Source organism: Stappia sp. TSB10P1A, from assembly GCF_900185725.1.
Taxonomy (GTDB): Bacteria; Pseudomonadota; Alphaproteobacteria; order Rhizobiales; family Stappiaceae; genus Stappia.
Map to the genome: position 1 here is coordinate 733,395 of NZ_FYAU01000036.1, position 21,262 is coordinate 754,656.

The 21,262-nt window shown below is 66.8% G+C and carries 15 protein-coding genes and 2 tRNA genes; 9 read left to right on the forward strand and 8 right to left on the reverse strand.

What is annotated here, in order from left to right:
• Positions 1-29 precede the first annotated feature (29 nt).
• Positions 30-1,163, reverse strand: coding sequence for a type III PLP-dependent enzyme (locus tag TSB10P1A_RS21945; protein ID WP_186390050.1), 1,134 nt, complete (start codon positions 1,161-1,163; stop codon positions 30-32).
• A 666-nt stretch (positions 1,164-1,829) separates the two neighbouring features.
• Positions 1,830-2,735 (reverse strand): EF-hand domain-containing protein, encoded by a 906-nt coding sequence (locus tag TSB10P1A_RS21950; RefSeq protein ID WP_186390051.1) that lies wholly within the window; start codon positions 2,733-2,735, stop codon positions 1,830-1,832.
• 199 nt (positions 2,736-2,934) lie between these two features.
• Here TSB10P1A_RS21950 and TSB10P1A_RS21955 point away from each other — a divergent pair, with 199 nt between their 5' ends.
• From TSB10P1A_RS21955 to TSB10P1A_RS21965, 3 genes are all read left to right on the forward strand, one after another.
• Entirely contained in the window at positions 2,935-3,663 is a 729-nt protein-coding gene (locus TSB10P1A_RS21955) for a response regulator (RefSeq protein WP_186390052.1), read from the forward strand.
• A complete protein-coding gene (locus TSB10P1A_RS21960) occupies positions 3,660-5,129 on the forward strand; it encodes an ATP-binding protein (protein WP_186390053.1) in 1,470 nt (489 codons plus the stop codon). Before TSB10P1A_RS21955 ends, TSB10P1A_RS21960 begins: the two co-directional genes overlap by 4 nt.
• A gap of 315 nt (positions 5,130-5,444) precedes the next feature.
• Positions 5,445-5,795, forward strand: a complete 351-nt coding sequence (locus TSB10P1A_RS21965; RefSeq protein ID WP_256376510.1) for a PilZ domain-containing protein — start codon at positions 5,445-5,447, stop codon at positions 5,793-5,795.
• A 90-nt stretch (positions 5,796-5,885) separates the two neighbouring features.
• On the opposite strand, the gene TSB10P1A_RS21970 is transcribed toward TSB10P1A_RS21965, so the two are convergent.
• Positions 5,886-8,060: a malate synthase G gene (locus TSB10P1A_RS21970; protein ID WP_186390055.1), complete on the reverse strand. Its 2,175-nt coding sequence runs from the start codon at positions 8,058-8,060 to the stop codon at positions 5,886-5,888.
• A 313-nt stretch (positions 8,061-8,373) separates the two neighbouring features.
• Between TSB10P1A_RS21970 and TSB10P1A_RS21975 the strand changes: the two genes are divergently transcribed.
• The 4 genes from TSB10P1A_RS21975 (at position 8,374) to TSB10P1A_RS21990 (ending at position 13,308) form a co-directional block, all read left to right on the forward strand.
• Entirely contained in the window at positions 8,374-8,874 is a 501-nt protein-coding gene (locus TSB10P1A_RS21975; RefSeq protein WP_186390056.1) for a hypothetical protein, read from the forward strand.
• Positions 8,875-9,094: 220 nt separating this feature from the next.
• Entirely contained in the window at positions 9,095-10,024 is a 930-nt protein-coding gene (locus tag TSB10P1A_RS21980; protein WP_186390057.1) for a DMT family transporter, read from the forward strand.
• An 85-nt stretch (positions 10,025-10,109) separates the two neighbouring features.
• Complete coding sequence (locus tag TSB10P1A_RS21985) at positions 10,110-12,653, forward strand: cation:proton antiporter (protein WP_186390058.1); 2,544 nt, start codon at positions 10,110-10,112, stop codon at positions 12,651-12,653.
• A 292-nt stretch (positions 12,654-12,945) separates the two neighbouring features.
• Entirely contained in the window at positions 12,946-13,308 is a 363-nt protein-coding gene (locus TSB10P1A_RS21990; RefSeq protein WP_186390059.1) for a hypothetical protein, read from the forward strand.
• A gap of 56 nt (positions 13,309-13,364) precedes the next feature.
• Here TSB10P1A_RS21990 and TSB10P1A_RS21995 read toward each other — a convergent pair whose 3' ends face one another.
• The 5 genes from TSB10P1A_RS21995 to TSB10P1A_RS22015 all read right to left on the reverse strand — a co-directional run bounded on the left by TSB10P1A_RS21995 (position 13,365) and on the right by TSB10P1A_RS22015 (position 19,838).
• Complete coding sequence (locus TSB10P1A_RS21995; RefSeq protein ID WP_186390060.1) at positions 13,365-15,359, reverse strand: BTAD domain-containing putative transcriptional regulator; 1,995 nt, start codon at positions 15,357-15,359, stop codon at positions 13,365-13,367.
• 188 nt (positions 15,360-15,547) lie between these two features.
• Positions 15,548-16,897: a YcaO-like family protein gene (locus TSB10P1A_RS22000; protein ID WP_186390061.1), complete on the reverse strand. Its 1,350-nt coding sequence runs from the start codon at positions 16,895-16,897 to the stop codon at positions 15,548-15,550.
• A gap of 936 nt (positions 16,898-17,833) precedes the next feature.
• Complete coding sequence (locus TSB10P1A_RS22005) at positions 17,834-19,252, reverse strand: protoglobin domain-containing protein (RefSeq protein WP_371328841.1); 1,419 nt, start codon at positions 19,250-19,252, stop codon at positions 17,834-17,836.
• Between the two features lie 212 nt (positions 19,253-19,464).
• Positions 19,465-19,626: a hypothetical protein gene (locus TSB10P1A_RS22010; RefSeq protein WP_186390063.1), complete on the reverse strand. Its 162-nt coding sequence runs from the start codon at positions 19,624-19,626 to the stop codon at positions 19,465-19,467.
• 137 nt (positions 19,627-19,763) lie between these two features.
• Positions 19,764-19,838, reverse strand: a tRNA-Gln gene (locus tag TSB10P1A_RS22015).
• A 247-nt stretch (positions 19,839-20,085) separates the two neighbouring features.
• Between TSB10P1A_RS22015 and TSB10P1A_RS22020 the strand changes: the two genes are divergently transcribed.
• Positions 20,086-20,162, forward strand: a tRNA-Pro gene (locus TSB10P1A_RS22020).
• Between the two features lie 961 nt (positions 20,163-21,123).
• Positions 21,124-21,262: transposase (locus TSB10P1A_RS23850; protein ID WP_186390064.1), on the forward strand; the 139-nt coding region annotated here is incomplete at its 3' end.

The window sequence follows — 21,262 nt, forward strand, 5'->3', positions numbered from 1 at the left end:
GATTTATTGGGCCCGATTCGGGGTGACCGTCAGATGACGTAAGAGCGCAGGGGCTCGAAGCCGTTGAAGGCCACCGCCGAATAGGTGGTGGTATAGGCGCCGCAGGACTCGATCAGCACCTTGTCGCCGATCGAAAGGCTGACGGGCAGCTCGTACGGGGTCTTCTCGTAGAGCACGTCGACGCTGTCGCAGGTCGGGCCGGCGAGCACGCAAGGGGTCTTGCGGTCCGCATCCTTGTCCGTGCGGATCGGATAGCGGATCGCCTCGTCCATGGTCTCGGCCAGGCCGTTGAACTTGCCGATGTCGAGGTAGACCCAACGGATCTCGTCCTCGGCTTCGGACTTCTTCGAGATCAGGACGACCTCGGCCTCGATCATGCCGGCATCGCCGACCATGCCGCGGCCCGGCTCGATGATGGTCTGCGGGATGCGGTTGCCGAAATGCGTCGCGAGACCGCGCAGGATCGCCTCGCCGTAGCGCGGCACGCCCGGCACGTCCTTCAGGTAGCGCGCGGGGAAACCGCCACCCAGGTTGACCATCGACAGCATGATGCCGCGCTCGGCCATCTCGCGGAAGATCGCGGCGGCAGAGCCCAGAGCCGTGTCCCAGGCCTCGACATTGGCCTGCTGCGAACCGACATGGAACGACACGCCGTGGGCGATCAGGCCGAGACGGTGGGCGTGCTCCAGCACCTGCGGCGCCATGGAGGGCGCGCAGCCGAACTTGCGAGACAGCGGCCAGTCGGCGCCGGCACCATCGCACAGGATGCGGCAGAACACCTGCGCGCCGGGCGCGGCGCGGGCGATCTTCTCGACCTCGGCCTCGCAGTCGACGGCGAACAGGCGCACGCCCAGCTCGAAGGCGCGCGCGACGTCGCGCTCCTTCTTGATGGTGTTGCCGAAGGAAATGCGCTCGGGTCCGGCGCCGGCAGCCAGGGCCATCTCGATCTCCGGCACCGAGGCGCAGTCGAAGGAGGAGCCGAGGCTGGCGAGCAGCGCCAGGATCTCGGGAGCCGGGTTGGCCTTCACCGCGTAGAACACGCGGGTGTCCGGCAGCGCCCGCTCGAAGGCGACATAGTTGTCCTTGACGATGTCAAGGTCGACGACAACGCAAGGCCCGTCGCCTCGTCGCTGCCGGAGGAAGTTCTTGATGCGCTCGGTCATGGCATTCACCCGCAAGTCCGAATTCCGGTACAGGTGCATATGCGATCGCGTCTCCCGCCCGCGTTGGAGACGGGGAGAAAACGGACGCCATATGCAACGGTCGGGTTCGACGCCTGCATACGCGCAAGCGTGTCGCCGTTCCGCGATTGCTGCCTTGGATTGGATCGGGTGTCCCGAACCGCACGGCCGGCAATGATGTAACAAGTGCCTCTTCAGTGACCCCGGGACTTGGAAACCCGGCAGAGACCAAAAAAGCCCTCTTACGTCGTTGCTTTAAGCCATCCGTTTTGTCGCTCTATTCCGGACAGGTCCGGGCCCTTTTGAGCGACTGCCACCTTTCGGTTGGACGACCACGGGCACGTGCGAATTTGGGCAAGCGGAGATATGAATCAGGAGCCTGTCTTAATCAAGGGGAAAATCCTCCGGCCGGGCGCATTTTTTGCGCTTTCCCGATGCATTCCCGCTTTTCGCTGTGACTTTTGCCGATAGGCGAAACGGGCCGGGCCGCACGAGACGGGCGCGGCGCCGGCGCCGCAGGGGAATCAGGCTCTCCCGGCCGGTACAGACGCCTCCTTGCGGACGTCTCCTTGCAGACGCGAACGGCGGGACACGAGGTCCCGCCGCTTGCACGGTTCAGTGACGAGGTCGCGCGGGGAAGGCGCGTCCTCAGTCGTTGCCGCCACGCGGGCCTTCACCACGCGGGCCTTCACCACGCGGGCCTTCGCCCTGCCAGCGCTTGCCGTCGCGATCCCGCATGCCGCCGCGCGGGCGGTCTTCACGCGACAGGGCACCGTCGCCGTTGCGGTCCATGCGGGCCACGAGGCCTGCGAAGGGACGCGCTGCTTCCTCTCGGGTGATGGCAAGGTCCCCATCGCGGTCGAGGCGCTGGAAGGCCCGAACCATGCGCCCGTCGATGCGCTCGGCCCACAGCGTTGCGAACTCCTCGAGCGTCAGCGCCTTGTCGCCATCGGCATCAGCCTTGGCGAAGGCCTCGGCGCGGGAGGCACGGATCTCGTCGGCGGTCACGTTGCCGTCGCCGTCCATGTCGAAGCGCTCCATCATCCGGCCGTGACCGCGCGGGCCCGGGCCGCGCTTGCCGCTGTCGTCGCCGCGTCGCTCCATGCGCGCCGCCATCCGATCCATCGGACGGTTGTATTCCGCCTCGGTGATCTTGCCGTCGCCGTCACGGTCGAGGCGCTGGAAAGCGCGCACCCGCTGCTCGCTGAACTCGTTCTGGTAGGCGACCTTGAACTCGTCCAGCGTCACCTTGCCGTCGCCATTGGTGTCGGCGGCTGCGAAGGTCGCCTCCACCTTGGCGTCGATCTCGGCCTGGGTCACCTTGCCGTCGCCATCGGTGTCGAAGCGCTCCATGAACATGCGCGCCATGTCGCCGCGGCGGCCGTGATGCCAGCCCTTCTTGCCACCACGATGGGACTGGTGCCAGCCCGGCTTGCCGCCATCGCGGCCCCAGCCGTACTTGCCGCCGTCGCGGTCGGCAAAGGCGGGCATGGCGGTGGTCCCGACCAGCGCCGCGGCGAGGGCGGCGAGCGTGATCTTCCTGAAAGTCGTCATCGCGTCATCTCCTTGTCGGTCACTGCGATGACACCGGTCTAGCGGCCGCTTGTCGCTGAAATGTGCCCGCAAGACCGCCTTTGTGTCGCAAGCTGTCACGTGCCGCGCACCCGTTACATCTGGATACAATTGCGGTTTCCCTGCTCGTTCGGGCGGAGATATCTAGAGTGGGAGGCAGACAGTCGAAGCGGAAGCAAGCATGAGCGAAAGCGGGCCCCACATTCTCGTCGTCGACGACCACCGCGACATTCGCGAGTCGCTGGCGCGCTACCTGCGCAAGAACGGGTTGCGCGCCTCGGTCTCGGAAAACGCCGCGCAGGCGCGCAAGTTTCTGAAGGCGGCGGCGGTGGACCTTGTCGTGCTCGACATCATGATGCCCGGCGAGGACGGCCTGTCGCTGTGCCGGTCGCTGGTGGAAAGCGGCACCATGCCGGTGATCCTGCTCACCGCCATGGCCGAGGACACCGACCGCATCGTCGGACTGGAGATCGGCGCCGACGATTATGTCACCAAGCCGTTCAACCCGCGCGAACTGCTCGCCCGCATCCGGGCGGTGCTGCGCCGCTCCTCGCAGGTGCCGAAGCCGCGCGATCCGGTCGAGGCCGAGACCCTGGCCTTCGCCGGCTGGCGGCTCGACGTGCCGCGGCGCCTGCTGACCGGCGAGGACGGCGTCGCCACGCCGCTGTCGAGCGGCGAGTTCCAGCTTCTCATCGCCTTCCTGAAACGCCCGCGCATGGTGCTGTCGCGCGACCAGTTGCTCGACATCACCTCGGGCCGCAGCCCCGCCGCCTTCGACCGCTCCATCGACAATCAGGTCAGCCGGCTGCGCCGCAAGATCGAGCCCGATCCGAAGAATCCGGAGCTGATCAAGACCGTGTGGGGCGGCGGCTACACCTTCACCGCCGAGGTGGAGGACATCGGAGCATGACGACCCGCTTTCGCCCCTGGCCGCGTTCCCTGGCCGGCCAGCTCGTCGCCCTGCTGCTGATCGCGGTGGTCCTTGCCCAGGCGCTCACGCTGTGGCTGTTTGCCGGCGAGCGGCGGGTGGCGCTGGTGGAGCTCGCCCGCAACACCATCGTCTCGCGCACCGTCTCCCTGGTACGCCTGGTCGAGGCCGCGCCCGAAAGCCAGCATCCGGACATGCTGCGGGCCATCTCCAGCCGCTTCCTCTGGTATTGGATCGACGAGACCCCTGCCCTGGCCGAGGCCGGCCGCGGCAAGACCGACCAGCGCATCGCCACCGTCCTTGGCGAAGAACTCGGCACCGACAAGACGATCCGGGTCGACGTATCCCGCCGCGAGGTGTCGCATGCGCCCCCCGCGCGCCGGCGCATCGATGTCGGCGACGGCGAGGGAGAGGACGACGAGGGGGAACTCTACGGAGATGACGGCGCGCGCGGCCATCCCGGCCCGCATCGCCACGGCCAGTGGCGCTCGGCCCCCGTCTCGCTGACCCTGTCCGTCCAGCTCTCGGACGGGCGCTGGCTCAACGGCGCCAGTCGTTTCCGCGTGCCGCGCAACACCATGCTGCCGGTGTTCGTCACGGTGGCGCTGATGGCGGCGGCCATCGTCCTGGTCATCGGGCTCACCGTGCGCCGCCTCACCCGCCCGTTGCGGGAGCTGGCGGCCGCGGCCGAACGGCTGGGGCGCGGCGAGGATGTGGAACTCTTGCGCGAGGGGGGACCGCTGGAGGTGCGCGGCACCATTCACGCCTTCAACGTCATGCAGGATCGCCTGACCCGCTTCGTGCGCGACCGCACGCGCATGCTGGGGGCCATCAGCCACGACCTGCGCACGCCGATCACCTCGCTGCGGATCCGCGCCGAGTTCATCGACGACGACGAGAACCGCGAGAAGATGATCGAGACCCTCGACGAGATGCAGCGCATGGTCGAGGCGACGCTTGCCTTCGCCCGCGACGAGGCTTCGCGCGAAGTCGGCGCGCCGACCGATCTCGGCGACTTCATCGATGCCATCGCCGAGGACTATCGCGATATCGGCCGGCCGGTCGCCTTCGATCCTCCGGAGCGGCGCTGCGTGGTCTCCTGTCGGCCGCTCAGCCTGAAGCGGGCGCTACGCAACCTGATCGACAACGCCGTGCGCTATGGAGGAGACGCTGAGATGGCACTCGCGGTCGAGGGGGGGCAGGCGATCATCACCGTGCGCGATCACGGCCCCGGCATCCCCGAGGAGCGGCTCAAGGACGTCTTCGAACCCTTCGTGCGGCTGGAGGAATCGCGCTCGGAGGAAACCGGCGGCATCGGCCTCGGCCTCTCCATCGCCCGTTCCATCGTGCATGCCCACGGCGGCACGCTGACGCTCGGCAATCACCCGGCGGGAGGTCTGGAGGCGCGGATCGCGCTGCCGATGGACGACTGGCCCGGCCGCCGCTGAACGCCCGCCACCGCTGCTCGTCCCAGGCGAAGGAACGCGCTCGCGGCAGTTTGCCACGTCGCCCCCGCCCAGCATCGATTCCGCAGGGGAAAATATTGGATTCCGTTGCGGTAATTTAAAATTTTAGCTCAATTTTAATCTATATACGCCCCCAATATCAGCATTAAGTGAGCTTTCGCGCCGCTTAATCTCCAACGCACGGGTCAACCGGGAGGGAGCGCATCCCAGGCGGGAGAACATTCTCTCCTTTTCACAGTGCCAGGACATGGGAGGGCGGGGGCCCTGTCACCACGAAACCGCTACATGCCATCGACGATGGCGCAAAAGGAACGCCGACAGTCACCCAGGGTGGCGGGCGAGGTTCGGGTCGTCATCATGACCATGCGCGGGCCAATGGCTGCGAGCATGACCGATCTCAGCCTGACGGGATGCCGGATCCGTTGTGCCGACCTGCCGAACTTCGCGCTCAGCGTGCGCATCTCAATCTGCGGGCACGGGCTGGACCTGCGCGCCGAACAGCGCTGGCGGCGGGGCAACGAGACCGGCTGGCGCTTCATCTACAGCGACCGCGAGCAGGAGCGCCTGAAGGACGCGCTGCACCGGATCGAGAGCGGCCGCAAGACGGGGCAGACCATCGTCCAGCCCTTCCGCCCCTCCGGACGCTAACCCCTCGCCGGACCCAAAGCGCCTTGAAACGAAAAAGCCTCCCGACCTGTCGGCCGGGAGGCTTGGCGGGTTCTCGTGTCGTGGGACGGATCAGGCGCCGGCAGCGGCCTTCGCCTCCAGGCGGCGGGCATGCAGCACCGGCTCGGTGTAGCCGGACGGCTGCTCGCGGCCCTTGAACACCAGGTCGCAGGCCGCCTGGAAAGCGATCGAGCCGTCGAAATCCGCAGCCATCGGCCGGTAGAGCGGGTCGCCGGCGTTCTGGCCGTCGACCACCTTGGCCATGCGCTTCATCGTCTCCATCACCTGCGCCTCGCTGCAGACGCCATGGCGCAGCCAGTTGGCGATGTGCTGGGAGGAGATGCGCAGCGTCGCGCGGTCTTCCATCAGGCCGACATTGTTGATGTCCGGCACCTTTGAGCAGCCGACGCCCTGGTCGACCCAGCGCACCACATAGCCGAGAATCCCTTGCGCGTTGTTGTCGAGCTCGGCCTGGATCTCCTCCGCCGACCAGTTCGGCCGTTCGGCGACCGGGATCGACAGGATGTCGTCGAGGCTGGCGCGGCCGCGCGCCCGCAGTTCCTGCTGACGGGCGGCGACGTCGACCACATGATAATGCAGCGCGTGCAGGGTGGCGGCGGTCGGTGAGGGCACCCAGGCGGTGTTGGCGCCGGCCTTCGGGTGGCCGATCTTCTGCTCCAGCATCGCCTGCATCAGGTCGGGCATCGCCCACATGCCCTTGCCGATCTGGGCGTGGCCCGGCAGGCCGCATTCCAGGCCGATATCGACATTCCAGTTCTCATAAGCCTGGATCCAGGCGGCCTGCTTCATGTCGCCCTTGCGGATCATCGGCCCGGCCTCCATCGAGGTGTGCATCTCGTCGCCGGTACGGTCGAGGAAGCCGGTGTTGATGAAGCACACGCGCGAGGAGGCCGCACGGATGCACTCCTTGAGGTTGACGGTGGTGCGCCGTTCCTCGTCCATGATGCCCATCTTCAACGTGTCGGCGGCAAGGCCCAGCGCCTGCTCGATCCGGCCGAACAGCCGGTCGGCGAAGGCGACCTCGTCGGGGCCGTGCATCTTCGGCTTGACGATGTAGAGCGACCCGGCGCGCGAGTTCATCCGCCGTCCGCCGCCGGACGGGCCGCCGGTGCCGATGTCGTGCATGGCGATCAGCGCCGTCATCATGCCGTCGAGAATGCCTTCCGGCACCTCGTTGCCGTCGCGGTCGAGGATCGCCGGCGTCGTCATCAGGTGACCGACATTGCGCACCAGCATCAGCGAGCGGCCGTGCAGCACCGTCTCGCCGCCCGTCGGCGTCGTGTAGGTCCGGTCGCCGTCCATGCGGCGCACCATCTCGCGCCCGCCTTTTGCGAAGGAGGCGGTCAGGTCGCCCTTCAGCAGGCCCAGCCAGTTGCGATAGGCGACGACCTTGTCTTCCGCATCGACGGCAGCGACGGAGTCTTCGCAGTCCATGATGGTGGAGACGGCCGCCTCCAGCACCACGTCGGAGATACCCGCCGGATCGGTCTTGCCGATCGGATTGTTCCGGTCGATGGCGACCTCGATATGCATGCCGTTCTTGACGAAGAGCACGGCCTCGGGGGCGGAGGCCTCGCCGCGATAGCCGACGAATTGCGCCGGATCGGACAGGGCAAGGGCTGCACCGCCCTCGCCCGCGACGGTCAGCTTGCCGCCCTCGACGGAAAACCCGGTGACGCTCGCCCAGGGCGCCGACAGCGGCACCCGCGCGTCGAGCAGTGCCTTGGCATGAGCGACCACCTCGGCGCCGCGCGCCGGATCGTAGCCGCCGCCCTGCGGCAGGCTGCCCATGGCATCGGTGCCGTAGAGCGCGTCATAGAGCGAACCCCAGCGGGCATTCGCCGCGTTCAGCGCGTAACGGGCGTTGGTGATCGGAACGACGAGCTGCGGGCCGGCGATGGCGGCGATTTCCGGGTCGACATTCTCCGTCGTCACCGCGAAAGCCTCGCCCTCCTCCACCAGATAGCCGATCTCGCTGAGAAAGGCCTTGTAGGCGGCAAGGTCGACCGGGCCGGGATGGGCACGGTGCCAGTCGTCGATCTTTGCCTGCAGCGCATCGCGCCTTGCCAGCAACTCGCGATTTTCCGGCGCCATATCGTGAACGATGGCCGACAAGCCCTCCCAGAACGCGTCCGCCGTCACGCCGGTGCCCGGCAGGGCCTCCTGCTCGACGAAATCCCGCAGTTCCGGGGTGATCTTCAGGCCGGCAATCTCGATACGGTCCATGGCGTCGGCACTCCCTGATGACATCTGGCGCGGGTGGCAACGCCAGCCCCGCGATCCTTGTTCGAACCGGCCCCGCACGGCAAGAGGCCGAGGCAGAGGAGCCCGCGCGAAACGGTTCGCCATGAAACCCAAGCCCCCTCACCCGGTCAATCTTGCACAAATCGAAAAGACTTGATCCTGAAAGGAAACAATCGCGAGATCCTCGCCGCCCCTGCTCATCCGGCAGGCAGAAGCGGTTTGCATTTCTCGAAAATACCGGTCCAAATTTCCCCATGGTGTGATCGCCGGATCATTGCCGCGGGGGAACTGGATCGTGGAAGACGGGAGGCCGGATGCCAAGCCGGATAGGGCCGGGAGCGTCCTGAAACATATCGACAGCGTGCTGAAACTGTCCGCCGCGGCGCTGCTGCTGGTGGGTCTCGCCTCGGCCGTTCCTGGAGTGTCGGGCGCGGTCAAGGTCGTCTATGGCACGTTGTTCGGCATCACCGGTGCCGTCTTCTATGAGATCGGCCAAAACGGCAATCCAACAGGAGGCACCGAAGGCAGCCACCTGCATCTGCTGCGCGGCGGGGCACGCAGCTACGACGATCTTCGTTGGGGCGATGTCCTACAGGCCGGCGGAACCCAGTATTTCCGCGATCTCACCACGCCCTCCGACAGCACCCCCTATCGTGACCGACCCCGCATTTTCGTACTGGGGAGGGGCGAATGCGTCGTGGTTCGCCGCAGGATCAACGATGCTTCGGTGTCGACATCGCCGAACTCCGGCGGCTGGCTGAAAGTGTCGACCGTGGCCTGTGGCCTCTTCAACTGAACCTGCTCCCGGTCCAGAAGCCCCGCGTTTGGCGCAATCCCCCCACCCGGCCAGGCGGCTTGCAACGCCTGCCGCAATTCGTCATACGATAGGGCTGTTTCTTCGCTCCCGCGCCGGCATGCCACGCCTACGGTGCGGGCCACCCCAGCAAGTCCGGAAGACGGAATGCCCCGGCACAACGGCCGGCGCGCATCCTGCTCCGGCGCGGATCCATCGGCCCATGTCGCACTCCGGTTCCTCCCTGCTCGCGCGCTTCTTCGACCGGCCGATCCTGCTGCTGGTGCTCACCACGATATTCTGGGGCGGCAACACCATCGCCGGGCGGCTGGCCATCGGCGAGGTCTCGCCGATGGCGGTGGTGTTGCTGCGCTGGATCGGTGTCACCGGGTTGCTGCTCGTGCTCTATGGCCGCCAGATGCAGGCTGAATGGCCGACCCTGCGGCGTCACCTGCCGCTCCTCATCGCCACCAGCGTATGCGGCTTCACCGGGTTCAACGCCCTGTTCTATATCGCCGCCCACGGCACCACCGCGGTCAATCTCGGCATCATCCAGGGCTCGATGCCGATGTTCGTGCTGCTCGGCGCGCTGGTGATCCTGCGCAGCCCGATCCGGCCGTTGCAGGCGGCCGGCGTGGTGGTCACCATGGCCGGCGTCGCCTTCATCGCCGCCCAGGGCGACCTGTCGCGGCTGGCGGGTCTTCAGGTCAATATCGGCGATGCGCTGATGATCGTCGCCTGCGTTCTCTATTCGCTCTACGCGGTGCTGCTGCGCAAACGCCCGCAAGTGTCCGCCATGGTCTTCTTCACCTTCCTGGCGGTGATCGCGGCCATCACCTCCCTGCCCCTCTTCGCCATCGAGGTGGCGCAGGGCACATTGCAATGGCCGACCCCGAAGGGCTGGCTGGTGATTGCCTATATCGCGATCTTCCCCTCCTTCCTGTCGCAGATCTTCTTCATGCGCGGGGTCGAACTGGTCGGGCCGGGTCGGGCCGGCGTCTTCATCAACCTGGTGCCGATCTTTTCCTCGCTGCTCGCCGTCGGACTGCTCGGCGAGCCGTTCCACCTCTACCACGCCGCCGCCCTGGGCCTGGTGCTGATCGGAATCGCCCTTTCGGAGCGCAAGCCGCGCAAGATCGCCCCAATCGGGTGAGCCTTCGCAAAATCAACATGGAAAATCTCGGGGGACGACGCGAAACCGTCGCGCGCTTGTCGAAATGTGGCAAGATAGAGAGGACATGCAAGCGCCTCTCTTCATCGCCGCCATCGCCGGCCTCCTCGTCGTCATCTCGCTCATCCAGCCGCTCGCACGGCGGCTGAAGGTGGCCCCGTCCGTGGTGCTGGCGCTTGTCGGCACCGCGATCGGCGTCCTGGCGAGCTGGCTGCTCTACACGCCCAGCACGGACGCCTTCAACCAGATCGCCTCCGTCTTCGTGAACCTGCCGCTCAACTCGCAGGGCATTCTCCACCTGTTCCTGCCGGTGCTGCTGTTCCAGACGACGCTGACCCTCGACGTCCGCCGGATGGCCGACGACGCCGGCGTCATCTTCGTGATGGCCGTGGTCGCGGTGGTTGTGGCGACTGCCTTCATCGGCTTCGCCCTTAGTCCGTTCACCGCCGTGCCGCTGGTCGCCTGCCTGCTGCTCGGCGCCATTGTCGCCACCACAGATCCGGTCGCCGTCGTCGCGATCTTCCGCGACATCGGCGCGCCCGCACGCCTCGGCCGGCTGGTCGAGGGCGAGAGCCTGCTCAACGACGCGGCCGCCATCGCCCTCTTCGTCATCCTGCTCGGCTCGCTGACCGGCACGTCGGCGCCGACGCTGGCCGGCGGGCTGGAACTGTTTCTGTGGAGCTTTTCCGGCGGCATCGCGCTCGGCTATATCGGCGGACAGGTCCTGGTGCGGCTGCTGCCGCTGGTGCGCGACTTCCGCCTCGCCCAGGTGACGCTCAGCGTCGCCATGCCCTATCTCGTCTACACGATCGCGGAAAACCTCGTCGGCGTGTCCGGCGTCGTTGCCGTCGTCGTCGCCGGCATCGTCATCAATCTCGCCGGCCCTTCGCGCGTGACCCCGGACGGCTGGACCTATCTCAACGATGTCTGGGACCAGATGGCGTTCTGGGCCTCGTCGCTGATCTTCATGCTGGCCTCGATCCTGATTCCCAAGCTGCTCGTGGATGTCGGCTGGTATGACATCGCGCTGCTGGCCATCGTCGTCGTCGCGGCCCTTGCCGCGCGCGCCGTGATCCTGTTCGGCCTGCTGCCGTTGATGAGCCTGCTGCAACTGTCCCAGCCGGTCAGCACGCCCTTCAAGACGGTGATGCTGTGGGGCGGGATGCGCGGCGCCATCACGCTGACGCTGGCACTCGGCGTCACCGAGAACCTCGCTATCGACCCGCAGGTGAAGCGGTTCGTGGCCGTGCTGGCGACCGGCTTCGTGCTCTTCACGCTGCTCGTCTACGGCACCACACTGAAACCCTTGATCCGTGTGTTCGGCCTCGACAAGCTGCCGCCGCTCGACAGCGCGATGCGGGCGCAGGTTCTCGCGCTGGCGCTGACCAATGTGCGCGAGGGCGTGGCGCGGGCGGCGGCCGAGTACCATATCGCTCCCGCGGCAGTGGAGGAGACCGACCGGCGCTACCGCGAGCGACTTGCCGAGTCCTCCGGCGCCGGCAGCGGCCTGGACGAGATCCTCGACCGCGATCGGATCACCATCGGTCTCGTGTCCATCTCCAACCGGGAACGGGAGATCGTGCTGCGCCACTTGCGCGAGCGCACCGCCTCGATCCACACCGCCGAGGAACTGCTGGCCCGTATCGGCCGCATCGCCGACCGCGCGCGCGCCGGCGGCCGGATCGAGTACAACCGCGCCGCCCGTCAGGCTCTCGCCTTCCCGCGCACCATGCGGCTTGCGCAGTGGTTCCAGCGATCCCTGAAATACGACCGCTGGCTCGCCCGCCTGCTCGGCGATCGCTACGAGATGCTGCTGCTCAACCGCATCGTCCTCGATGAACTGATCGCCTTTACCGGCGAAAAGATCGAGCCGCTGCTCGGCCACCGCGTCGTCGAGATCCTGACCGAGATCCTGCTCGGCCGGCGCGAGGCGACGACGACGGCGCTGGAAGCCCTGCGCCTGCAATATCCCGACTATGCCGACAGTCTCGACCAACGCTTCCTGCAGAAGGCGGCGCTGCGGCTGGAGGAGGACGCCTATCGCTCGCTGCACGCGCAGAACCTCATCGGCACCGAGCTCTATTCCAACCTGTCGCAAAGCGTGCGGGACGGGCGCGAGGAGGCCGATGCCCGACCGCAGCTCGACATGGGCATGCGCACCGAGGACCTCACCGCGCAACTGCCGCTGTTCCGCGACCTCAGCGAGGACCGAATCCGCGCCATCTCCAAGCTGATGCGTCCGCTTTTCGCGGTTCCCGGCGAGGTGCTGATCCGCAAGGGCGAGCGTGGCGACACCGCCTATTTCATTTCCTCGGGCGCCGTGGAGGTCATCACCGAACACGTGCGCGTGCGCCTCGGCCGCGGCGATGTCTTCGGCGAGATCGCCCTGCTGACCGGTCAGCCGCGCACGGCGGACGTCCGGGCTCTCGGTTACTGCAACCTGCTCGTCCTGTCGCGCAGCGATTTCCGCAGCCTCATCGACAAGGATCCGGCACTGAAACAGCACATGGCCAACATGGCGGCCGAACGCCGGCAGATGAATGCCAGCGCCTTGGAGGACGACTCCGCGGACGAGGTAAAAACCATCGAGAACCCGCGCAAGGACAGTTGAGTCAAGATTTCCCCTAGAAGTTGTAACGGTACAACCTGAAACCTCGTCCCAATATTTTTGCGCGAAAGGTTGTATAAGCTAATCACTTCAAAGCAGCACCTTGACGGATCGACAGCAAGCGAGTCTAATTTCAATTGTCATGAAATGATTTGCATGACTTTCGTGCGCCTCTGCACCGCCATGTATTTGTTATCCGGTTTCCGCGTCGAAGGCGGCGGCAACTTTCGCCGTCCAAGGGGCCGGGGCGGCCGGCTGGCGTTTCATATTCGCAACTGTTTTCATGGGGCAATACATGACCGACGAACTCAAGAAGGTCGAGATCCACGATTACCGGGCCTTCGGCCGGTTGATCGCCGACTACGCCACCGGCGAAAAGCCGTGGCCCGAATCGCTGGAAGGGCTGAAGCGCGCCACGGAAGGCATTGCCACCATTCCCGATGACTACAAGGCGTTGCAGGTGATCCAGGCCAGCGAGGAGGTGCTGCTGCTTCGCCTGCCGCCGCAGCGCATGGTCGAGCAGTCGCTCGCCAAGTACGGCGACGGGCCGGCGGCGGACTATCCGCTGCCCGGCTTCTATGGCGACAAGGACGAGATGACGATGCGCGACTTCTTCCTGAGCCGCGTCGCCGACTACACGATCGCCGTCTGCACCTGAGGCCTGGCCTCGGGTCCCTTGCGACACTCCTGGGCCGCGAGATCTCGCGGCCCTTTTCAGTCCCGCGCGCCCGGCGGTGCCAGATCCGCCGGCAGCACGAGGCCCGCCAGCGCCAGACCGTGATGGATCTCGTCCCATGTGCGCGGCGAGGAGATCGGAAAGCAGTTGCCGATCCAGCGGGCAATATCCGCGTCATCCGGCGGTTGCGGCAGCACCCAGCGGTCGGTGACCCGCTGCCGCAGGTGCCGGGCCTGCGCCTTCGCCTCTTCCACATCGCCGGTCAGCGCCAGCGACGCCACATACCAGGCCTCGACCCCGAGATAACCGTCGCTCAGATAGCGGAACGCGGCAATCGAACCGGCATGGTCGCCGCACAGGCAGGTGATGCCGACGAAATAACTCCAGTGCAGCGGCGAGGTCAGAAGCCCGTTCTCGCGATGCCGATAGGCGATCGCAAGCGCCTCCTCGCGGTGACCGTAATAGGCCAGCCCATGCGCCGCGGACAGCGCCGTCCAGGGATCGTTGTCGTTGAGTTCCAGCGCCTGGCGGTGATGCGCCTCGGCCTGTTCGAAACGGCGTTGCAGGGCCAGCGTCCAGGCCGCGCACAGATACCCGCGCGAGTCGAACGGATCGAGCGCCAGCGCCGTGCGGGCCAGACCCGCCGAGCGCTCCAGCGTTTCCGGCGTCTGGACCTGGCCGGGAAAGACGATGTGGCGTGAATTGATGATCTGGGCCAGGCTCGAATAGGCCGGGCCGAAGCGCGGATTGTCCTTGATCAGCCGGTTCAGCACCTCTTCCGCCCGGTGCGAATCCTCGATCTTCCACGTGTAGTGCAGCCGCTGGCCCATCAACAGCCGGTCGTACTGGTCGAGCGAGGCGTTGGGAACGCGCGACATGTTGGCCAGGCGTTCGGCCGAGATGTTGACGTTCATCGCCATGGCGATCTCGGCGACCAGGGTCGACTGGCGGGCGAACAGTTCTCCGATCTCCACCGCCGAGTTGCGGCCCCACACATAGGCATTGGTCCGCGAGTTCTTGACCGTTACCGAATAGGAGACGGCGCGGTCCGCCCGCATGGCGCTGATCGAGACCCGGTAGATCGGCGCGGCGGAGCCCGAAAGTTCCTCCGTCACCTCGTCAGCGACAGACCATTCGCGGAAGCGCACCAATCGCGAAATCAGGTCGTGGCGGAACACCTTGGCGAGCCGGATATCCTCGTCAGCCTCGGTAACCTGCAGGATCTGGTCGACCACGATGACCGGGTTGACATGGCGGGCCACGGCTTCCGCCCTGGTTCCGGCGGAAACGGCGGGACGGTCCCCCTTGCGCTCCGCCTCCTCGGCAAGCCGGGCACGCTCGCGCTGCAGCCAGTCGGAGAACTTGCCGAGCTTGATGTCGACGATCAGCGACTGGGTCTCGCTGGACGGCTGGGTATCGAACTCCTCCTCCAGCACGTTCCACAGGTCCTCGTAGGCTCGCAGCGCGCCCGTGTAATCGCCCTGAACCGCGCGGGCGGTGATGAAGGCGCGGCAGGCCGGCTCATGCGTCGGATCCAGGTTGAGCAGCGCCACCGCCGCCTGTTCCATCCGCGTCCAGTTGCCGCTGTCGAGCCGCACCATGGGCTCCAGAAAGGAGCGCAGGTGATCGTGAAACTGCTGGCGCCGCAGCCGCAACCAGTTGTGAAACGGCTCGGCCAGCATCTCGCCGCCCTCGAACAATCGCTCCGACAGGCGCTTTTCCACGAGCAGCCGAGCCGGCACCGCATCGGCGGTGCCGGAGATCAGGTCGTCCATGTCCAGCCTCACCCGCGACAGGTCGAGGTGGATGTTCATCTTGTCGCTGTCCAGACCATCGAAACCGGCATCTTCCAGCGCCCTTCGCAGGATCAGCAGGGTCTGCCGCAGCGAGGAGCGGGAATGGTGCTCGGAACTGTCCTGCCAGAACAGGTTCGCGGCCATCTCGCGCGACATGCGCCCGTCGCCGGTCAGGCACAGGCGCGCCAGCAGCCCCTCCGCCTTGCGCGAGCGGAAGGCGACCGCCTTCCCGCCCACGAGAAAACGCGGAACCCCAAGTATGGTGGCGTCAAGGCGGGATTGCCCCGATGCGGCATCCCGCAATCCGCCAGCGGATCCACCATGGCCCATCTCATCCACGTCAACCAGCCCCTGCCTTGTACGTCAGACCCCGAAGGACCCAGCCCCTGTTCCGAAACCTGGAAAAGACATGAAAGAAACAGCTTTCAGTAGAGCCGAACGCCGTCGCCGGGAAACCCCGCGCTTGGCCGCAATCCCCGCTGCCGTTCAAGGCGCGGCGTGGTCAGCGCGGCCGGATCGGGTTGCAGCCCGGGAACGAGCACCCGTGCAACGCTTATACCCGGATCGGTACGGGTAAGGTCAATTGCCAACACGCGAAAATTACGCAAGGACAAGCACGACAGCGGATCGACCGCGCCGCCGCTGGCTTCACGCAAACCGGCGCCACCTGCAGCGCCCGATCCAGGTGCCGCCGCCGGTTGCAGGGCGTCCCAGTCCGGCTTCACCAGGCTGCGGCGGGCCAGATGCAACCGGTCCGTGTCGTTGAGCCTGCCCTCGCCCGCTTCGGCGAGCTTGGCGTCCACCACCCGGTCGGCCAGTTCCACCTGCGCCAGTTCCGCGAAGGCGGAAACCAGCGCCTGCTCCAGGGTCGGGCGCGCCGAGAACCCGTAGGCGAAGCGCTTGCCCTCCCGGTCGACCGACAGGGCCGCGGCAACCGGCACGCCGAGATCGGTCGTCAGGTCGAGAAACCAGCTCAGCCGTCCGTCGCGCCCGCCGCGCCAGCGGGCGATCCGCCCCGCCACCTCGGGCGCCGTCAGGGTCTCCAGCGCCACTGCCCGCCCCTTGCGTCCGCCGCGCCACCACAGGGCGACCGCATCGCGCTCGATCCACTCCAGCATCGCGTGGCGGCAGGCCTCCCGGAAACTGCGCCCCGCCGCAACGCCAAGGCCTCTGGCCAGTGGCAGGGCATCGCCCGGCCGGCGGCGCCAGCACAAAGCCGCGGGCACCGTCCCCCGTGCTCCGCTCGCCAGGTCGACCGCCGGCACCCGCTCATCCGGCAGCAGCCGGCTCCGGTCCCCGTCGCCCTCCGCTGCCGCGCGCGAAGCGTTGCCTTCAGTGCCAGGACCAAGCCCCAGGGCCCGGCTTTCGGCCTCGGTCCAGAAGGCTCCCCCTGGCGCTGCAGCCAGGACATCGTCCCCGGACGTCGCCTCGGCCTCGGCCTCGGTCACCGCCGCCCCGGCCGTCCCCGGACGAGGCTCGAATTGCGCAAGGTATTCCACCGCTTCGCCGACACAGGCGCGGAAGGCGGCAAGGCGCGTTTCGCCGACGCCGGAGAGCGAACCGCGCGCGCCCGGCGCCGCGCCGAACTCCTCCGGCCGCACCTCCGCGCCGAAGCAGTACAGTCCCGGCGCGTCGGGCAAGGCCAGTTCGAACAGGCGCTCGAGCCGCGCGGCCACCGCCAGCAGAGCCGCCAGGTCCCGGTCGCCGGCAAGCCGCGCCGGATCCCCTTCCGCCAGATAGGCAAGGAAGCGCAATGCCGCCTCGTCCCCATCCATCGGGCCATCCGGTGCTGCAAGATGCCCGGCCGCTGTCGCCAACGTCCGGCGGGTTTCGTCCCGCATGTCTCCGTCCCACGCCTCGCTGGTCCGGCGCGCCTCCCATCCGGAGAGCCCGGAAAGCGAAAATCACGCAAAGATAACGCTAACTGGTGTTGCATCGAAAAATCAATCGGATGGATGTCCGAAGCGGCAGGGTGGGCCGATTTTTGGACGCTTTCGATGACACCCGGTTGAAGGCCAGGCGGACAGGTGATCCGGAGCCTTCGCGCCAGAAGCGGGCGCGGCTCCGGTGAAGGATCGGTGACCTCGCCGGCCTGACCGGAACGGAATTGACGAGTGCCCTTGCGGCGCCTTCTCGGCCTGCCTTGCGCGGCCATTTCGGCAGTTCGCCCTGCCGTGCGGGCTCTGCAAGTCACAGCGGGCTGCCCGGAGCTTTTCAGGCTGCGGATCGCACGTGACCCAACTGGGCCGGGTCCGCAAGATGATCCGGCCCATTTTTCCCGCCTTTGGGCGGGACGGGCACATGCCGGATCGGTTGGCGGGCCTGCTTGTGACGGGGCAAACGTGGTGCGGGACCGAAAGTGCGGCGCGGTCCCTTAGGGGGCCGACCGCTGACGCACGGGGTTCCGATCGCCGATGCGCGGGGTCCAGATTATTGACGCTGGGAGCGCGAACGGGGGGGGGATGCGTTCCGGCGGTTGCTTTCGCCGACCAAGCGGTCGGTACGTGGTTTGCGGTGCTTCGGTTTCTGACGCTACGGCGTCCAAATCATTCGGCCTGGCGGCACAAGAATATAAGAAGACCTAGTTCAGTGCTTTTTAACGACTCCCGCCCGTTCGCGCCTGCACGCGGACGGGCGGTTTCGTTAGAAGCTCGCTGCTGCGACCTCGGGCGATCCGATATGACCGGAGCACTCCGAAGTCGCTGCCGCGGTCACGCGACGCGCTGTCTCGCGGTTCCGCCGACGGGCGTGGTCGCGGTATCTGCCCTGGCGCGGTTCTCGGTCGTCTGGCGGATTTCGGCGAAAAAGCCGCGGATCTGCTCGGAAATCTGGCCGGACTGGCCACGCAGGTCGGAGGACACCAGCAGGAAGTCGCGCGCTGCGCGCTCGGTCTTCTCGATCGCCTCGTTGACCCCGCCGACATTGCGGGTCAGCGTCTGCGTACCGGTTGCCGCCTGCTGAACGCTCATCGAGATTTCGCGGGTCGCCGCCCCCTGCTGCTCGATGGAGGAGGCGATGTTGGAGGTCAGCGTATCGATCTCGCCGACCGTCGCGGCGATCGAGCCGATCGTGTCGACCGCCTTGGTGGTCGCGGCCTGGATCTCGGCGATCTGCTGGGCAATGTCTTCGGTCGCCTTGGACGTCTGGCCGGCCAGGTTTTTGACCTCCTGCGCGACGATGGCGAAGCCGCGCCCGGCATCGCCGGCGCGTGCCGCCTCGATCGTCGCATTCAGGGCCAGAAGATTGGTCTGCTCCGCAATCGCCTGGATCAGGCCGATGACATCGCCGATCTTCTGCGCGGTCACCGACAGTCGCCCAACCTCGTGCGAGGCGCTGTCGGTCACGCTATTGGCCCGGCGAGCGACATCGGAGGCGCCACTGACCTGACGGGCGATCTCTTCGATGGAGCCGGCGAGTTCCTCGGCCGCCGAGGCAACCGTCTGAACGCTGACCGAAGTCTGCTGCGAGGCAGCGGACGCGGAGACCGCCTCCTGTGAGGCGGCACCTGCGACCGATGCCAACGTGTCGGCCTGCGACTGCATCGTGTCGGCCGCCTTGCCGACATCGGCGAGCGAGAGTTCGACCCGGCCCTTGAACCGGTCGATCGCCTCGCTGAGGCTGCGGGTGCGCGCCTCCTGCTCCTCCATCAGGATCTGCTGGTAGGTCGAGATGGCGTAGTCGAGATCGAGCAAAACCGCCTTGTTGAGCGCCTGCAGCGCCGCTGTCGCGGCGGCGGGCGAGAAGCGGTGGCGGCGAATGACAACGGCGGTCAATTCGTTGAGCACGAACTGGTAGCCGGCGATGTACCAGCGGGGTTCGAGGCCGATGCGGCCATGCGCGCGGCCGATCCGATTGATGCTGCTTTCGTAGTCTTCGTCGAAGCGCGCGCTGAACAGACGCTGCCAGTGAGCTTTCTGCGCCGATTCCAGCGCCGCCTGGCGGGTTCCAAGAAGTTTCGCCAAGCTCGGCTGCGTCAGGAGATGCTTGTAGAAGCTTGAGAGAATACCATCCAGTTTTGGCTCGACGTCCTTCCAGAGCGCGCGAAGTTGCCGCCTGGTCTCCTCATCGATCCTCGCAAATCTTAATCTCTCCCCCGAATTCGATCCATCCACGCCCGACATGGGACTCATCCTCTCAGCCAAAACCGCTCGCATCTTGCGCAGCAGCCATAGGGTGAAGCGATTCCGCTTAACGAACGCTAACCGGGATAGGCAGATCTGCGAATTGCGGCGAGGGCCCTCTGGCAACCACCTGAAAACACGGGAGAAATCTCGCGCAAGACCTCCGCGACATATTGGCGCAATCGCTCACGGACCTGCCATGGGAGGGGGACACCGCACCGTCAGGCGCGCGAAACGCGGCCGCCGAGCCGCGCCGAATTTCGAGAAAAATTTTGCAAAATCCCGCCGCAAAAACGCTCGAAATTGAGAATCGCGCGCCAATCGCCCCAAAAATCGCCCGGCACAGTCCCCTGCCCCGGACAGCCACGGTCCGCCTGCGCCATCGCACGGATATCCCCGTTGCCCGGCGGCGCAGACGCGGCGCGAAGGGGCTGCTCCTCCCAAGGGCGGAGACGGCGGATGTCGAACAGGGAGCGGAAGGAGGATGCGCCGCGCGCGATCCGGCGGGGCGGATGCGGTCTGGCTGGGGCGGCAGGATTCGAACCTGCGCATGGCGGTACCAAAAACCGCTGCCTTACCGCTTGGCTACGCCCCAAATCGCAGGCCGCCTGTATAGCGAGCGCGCCGATGCCGCGCAAGAGCGCCGCGCCGGCGGGCGGGCCGCCGCGGTGTTTTCCGTGCCGCCCGCCGCTCATCCACAGCCGAAGCAAAATCGCTGCAAGGACAGGGTTGCGGAGGCCGATGGCCGGTGATATGAACCCGCCACACCACGGATGAGCGCCGGTCTCCCGGCCCGGACAATCGCTCTCCACCCGACCGGCCCCGCCGGCCGGTCATCGGTTCGGAGTGTAGCGCAGCCTGGTAGCGCACCTCGTTCGGGACGAGGGGGTCGCAGGTTCAAATCCTGCCACTCCGACCATTCAGTTTCATGACATCCTTCAGTTTAATGGCGCGTGTCCGACCGGCGACGGTTTCGGACGCATCCGGCGTGCCTCACCCGGCAAGCAGCGTCGCCACGAAGCCGGCGACCTGGAACCGGCGAGCCACGGCGGTTGCGGAGGCGTCCGGGAGCGCGGCCGAGAGGCCCCCGGCTCCCCGATCCCGCATCTCCGCTTCGCTGCGTGCGGGATGACGCGGGGGAGATGTTGACGCGTCCTCGCCACCGCTCTGGCAGCCAATAGGCCCCGGCTCTGCGCTGCGCGCGGCCGGGGTGACGTCCGAGGAGATGGTGTGACGACCGAGGGGATGCGAGGCGGCACCTCTCACTCAGGATGTCGTCCCGGACGAGGCCGGAGGCCGAAGATCCGGGAACCATTGGTGCCCTCAGTCGGCGTGAGGCGGGAGAGCGTCGCCACCTCCCCGACTGTCATACCTGCGAAGGCAGGTATCCAGTATCCGCCGGGGCGGATGGTGGCGTGAAGCTAGCCGCCTCCGGCCATCGCGAGGGTCGTTCGCGGCAGCGCCGAGGCTTCAGTCGCGACCGATCGTGGTTACTGGGTCCCTGTATGTCCGGGCTGTGTCATGATGCTTGCGGGACGGAGGCCGTTGGGCCCCTGGTCGTTGTGAGACCGTAGACCGGTCTTCGGCAAGCCGAAACCGGGACGACACTCTGTGTGTGGAGCTCGGCCAGCGCGTCCTCGCCGCCGCTCTGGCAGCCAATAGGCCCCGGCTCTGCGCTGCGCGCGGCCGGGGTGACGGCCTGTGGGTGGGGCGATGGCGGCGGCATGACGGCGGCGGCCGGGGTGACGGCCGAGAGGAGGCAAGGCCGCGCCTCCCTCTCGGATGTCGTCCCGGACGAGGCCGAAGGCCGAAGATCCGGGAACCAATGTGGACTTGCTTCGCAAAAGTGGAGAGGGTTTCCTGGCCTTGGAGGGCTTTTGATGAAGCAGCAGCGATTTACGCAGGAGTTCCGGGACGAAGCGGTTCGGCTGGTTGTTTCGGTTGGTCGTCGCCAGGCGGAGGTTTCGCGGGAACTGGGGATAGGCTTGTCGACGCTGGAGCGGTGGGTTGCCTCGGCTC

Coding starts and splice junctions, on each gene's coding strand:
- TSB10P1A_RS21945 (WP_186390050.1), bottom strand. CDS start 1,163: ATGACCGAGCGCATCAAGAACTTCCTCCGGCAGCGACGAGGCGACGGG.
- TSB10P1A_RS21950 (WP_186390051.1), bottom strand. CDS start 2,735: ATGACGACTTTCAGGAAGATCACGCTCGCCGCCCTCGCCGCGGCGCTG.
- TSB10P1A_RS21955 (WP_186390052.1), top strand. CDS start 2,935: ATGAGCGAAAGCGGGCCCCACATTCTCGTCGTCGACGACCACCGCGAC.
- TSB10P1A_RS21960 (WP_186390053.1), top strand. CDS start 3,660: ATGACGACCCGCTTTCGCCCCTGGCCGCGTTCCCTGGCCGGCCAGCTC.
- TSB10P1A_RS21965 (WP_256376510.1), top strand. CDS start 5,445: ATGGCGCAAAAGGAACGCCGACAGTCACCCAGGGTGGCGGGCGAGGTT.
- TSB10P1A_RS21970 (WP_186390055.1), bottom strand. CDS start 8,060: ATGGACCGTATCGAGATTGCCGGCCTGAAGATCACCCCGGAACTGCGG.
- TSB10P1A_RS21980 (WP_186390057.1), top strand. CDS start 9,095: ATGTCGCACTCCGGTTCCTCCCTGCTCGCGCGCTTCTTCGACCGGCCG.
- TSB10P1A_RS21985 (WP_186390058.1), top strand. CDS start 10,110: ATGCAAGCGCCTCTCTTCATCGCCGCCATCGCCGGCCTCCTCGTCGTC.
- TSB10P1A_RS21990 (WP_186390059.1), top strand. CDS start 12,946: ATGACCGACGAACTCAAGAAGGTCGAGATCCACGATTACCGGGCCTTC.
- TSB10P1A_RS22000 (WP_186390061.1), bottom strand. CDS start 16,897: ATGGATGGGGACGAGGCGGCATTGCGCTTCCTTGCCTATCTGGCGGAA.
- TSB10P1A_RS22005 (WP_371328841.1), bottom strand. CDS start 19,252: ATGAGTCCCATGTCGGGCGTGGATGGATCGAATTCGGGGGAGAGATTA.
- TSB10P1A_RS22010 (WP_186390063.1), bottom strand. CDS start 19,626: ATGGCGCAGGCGGACCGTGGCTGTCCGGGGCAGGGGACTGTGCCGGGC.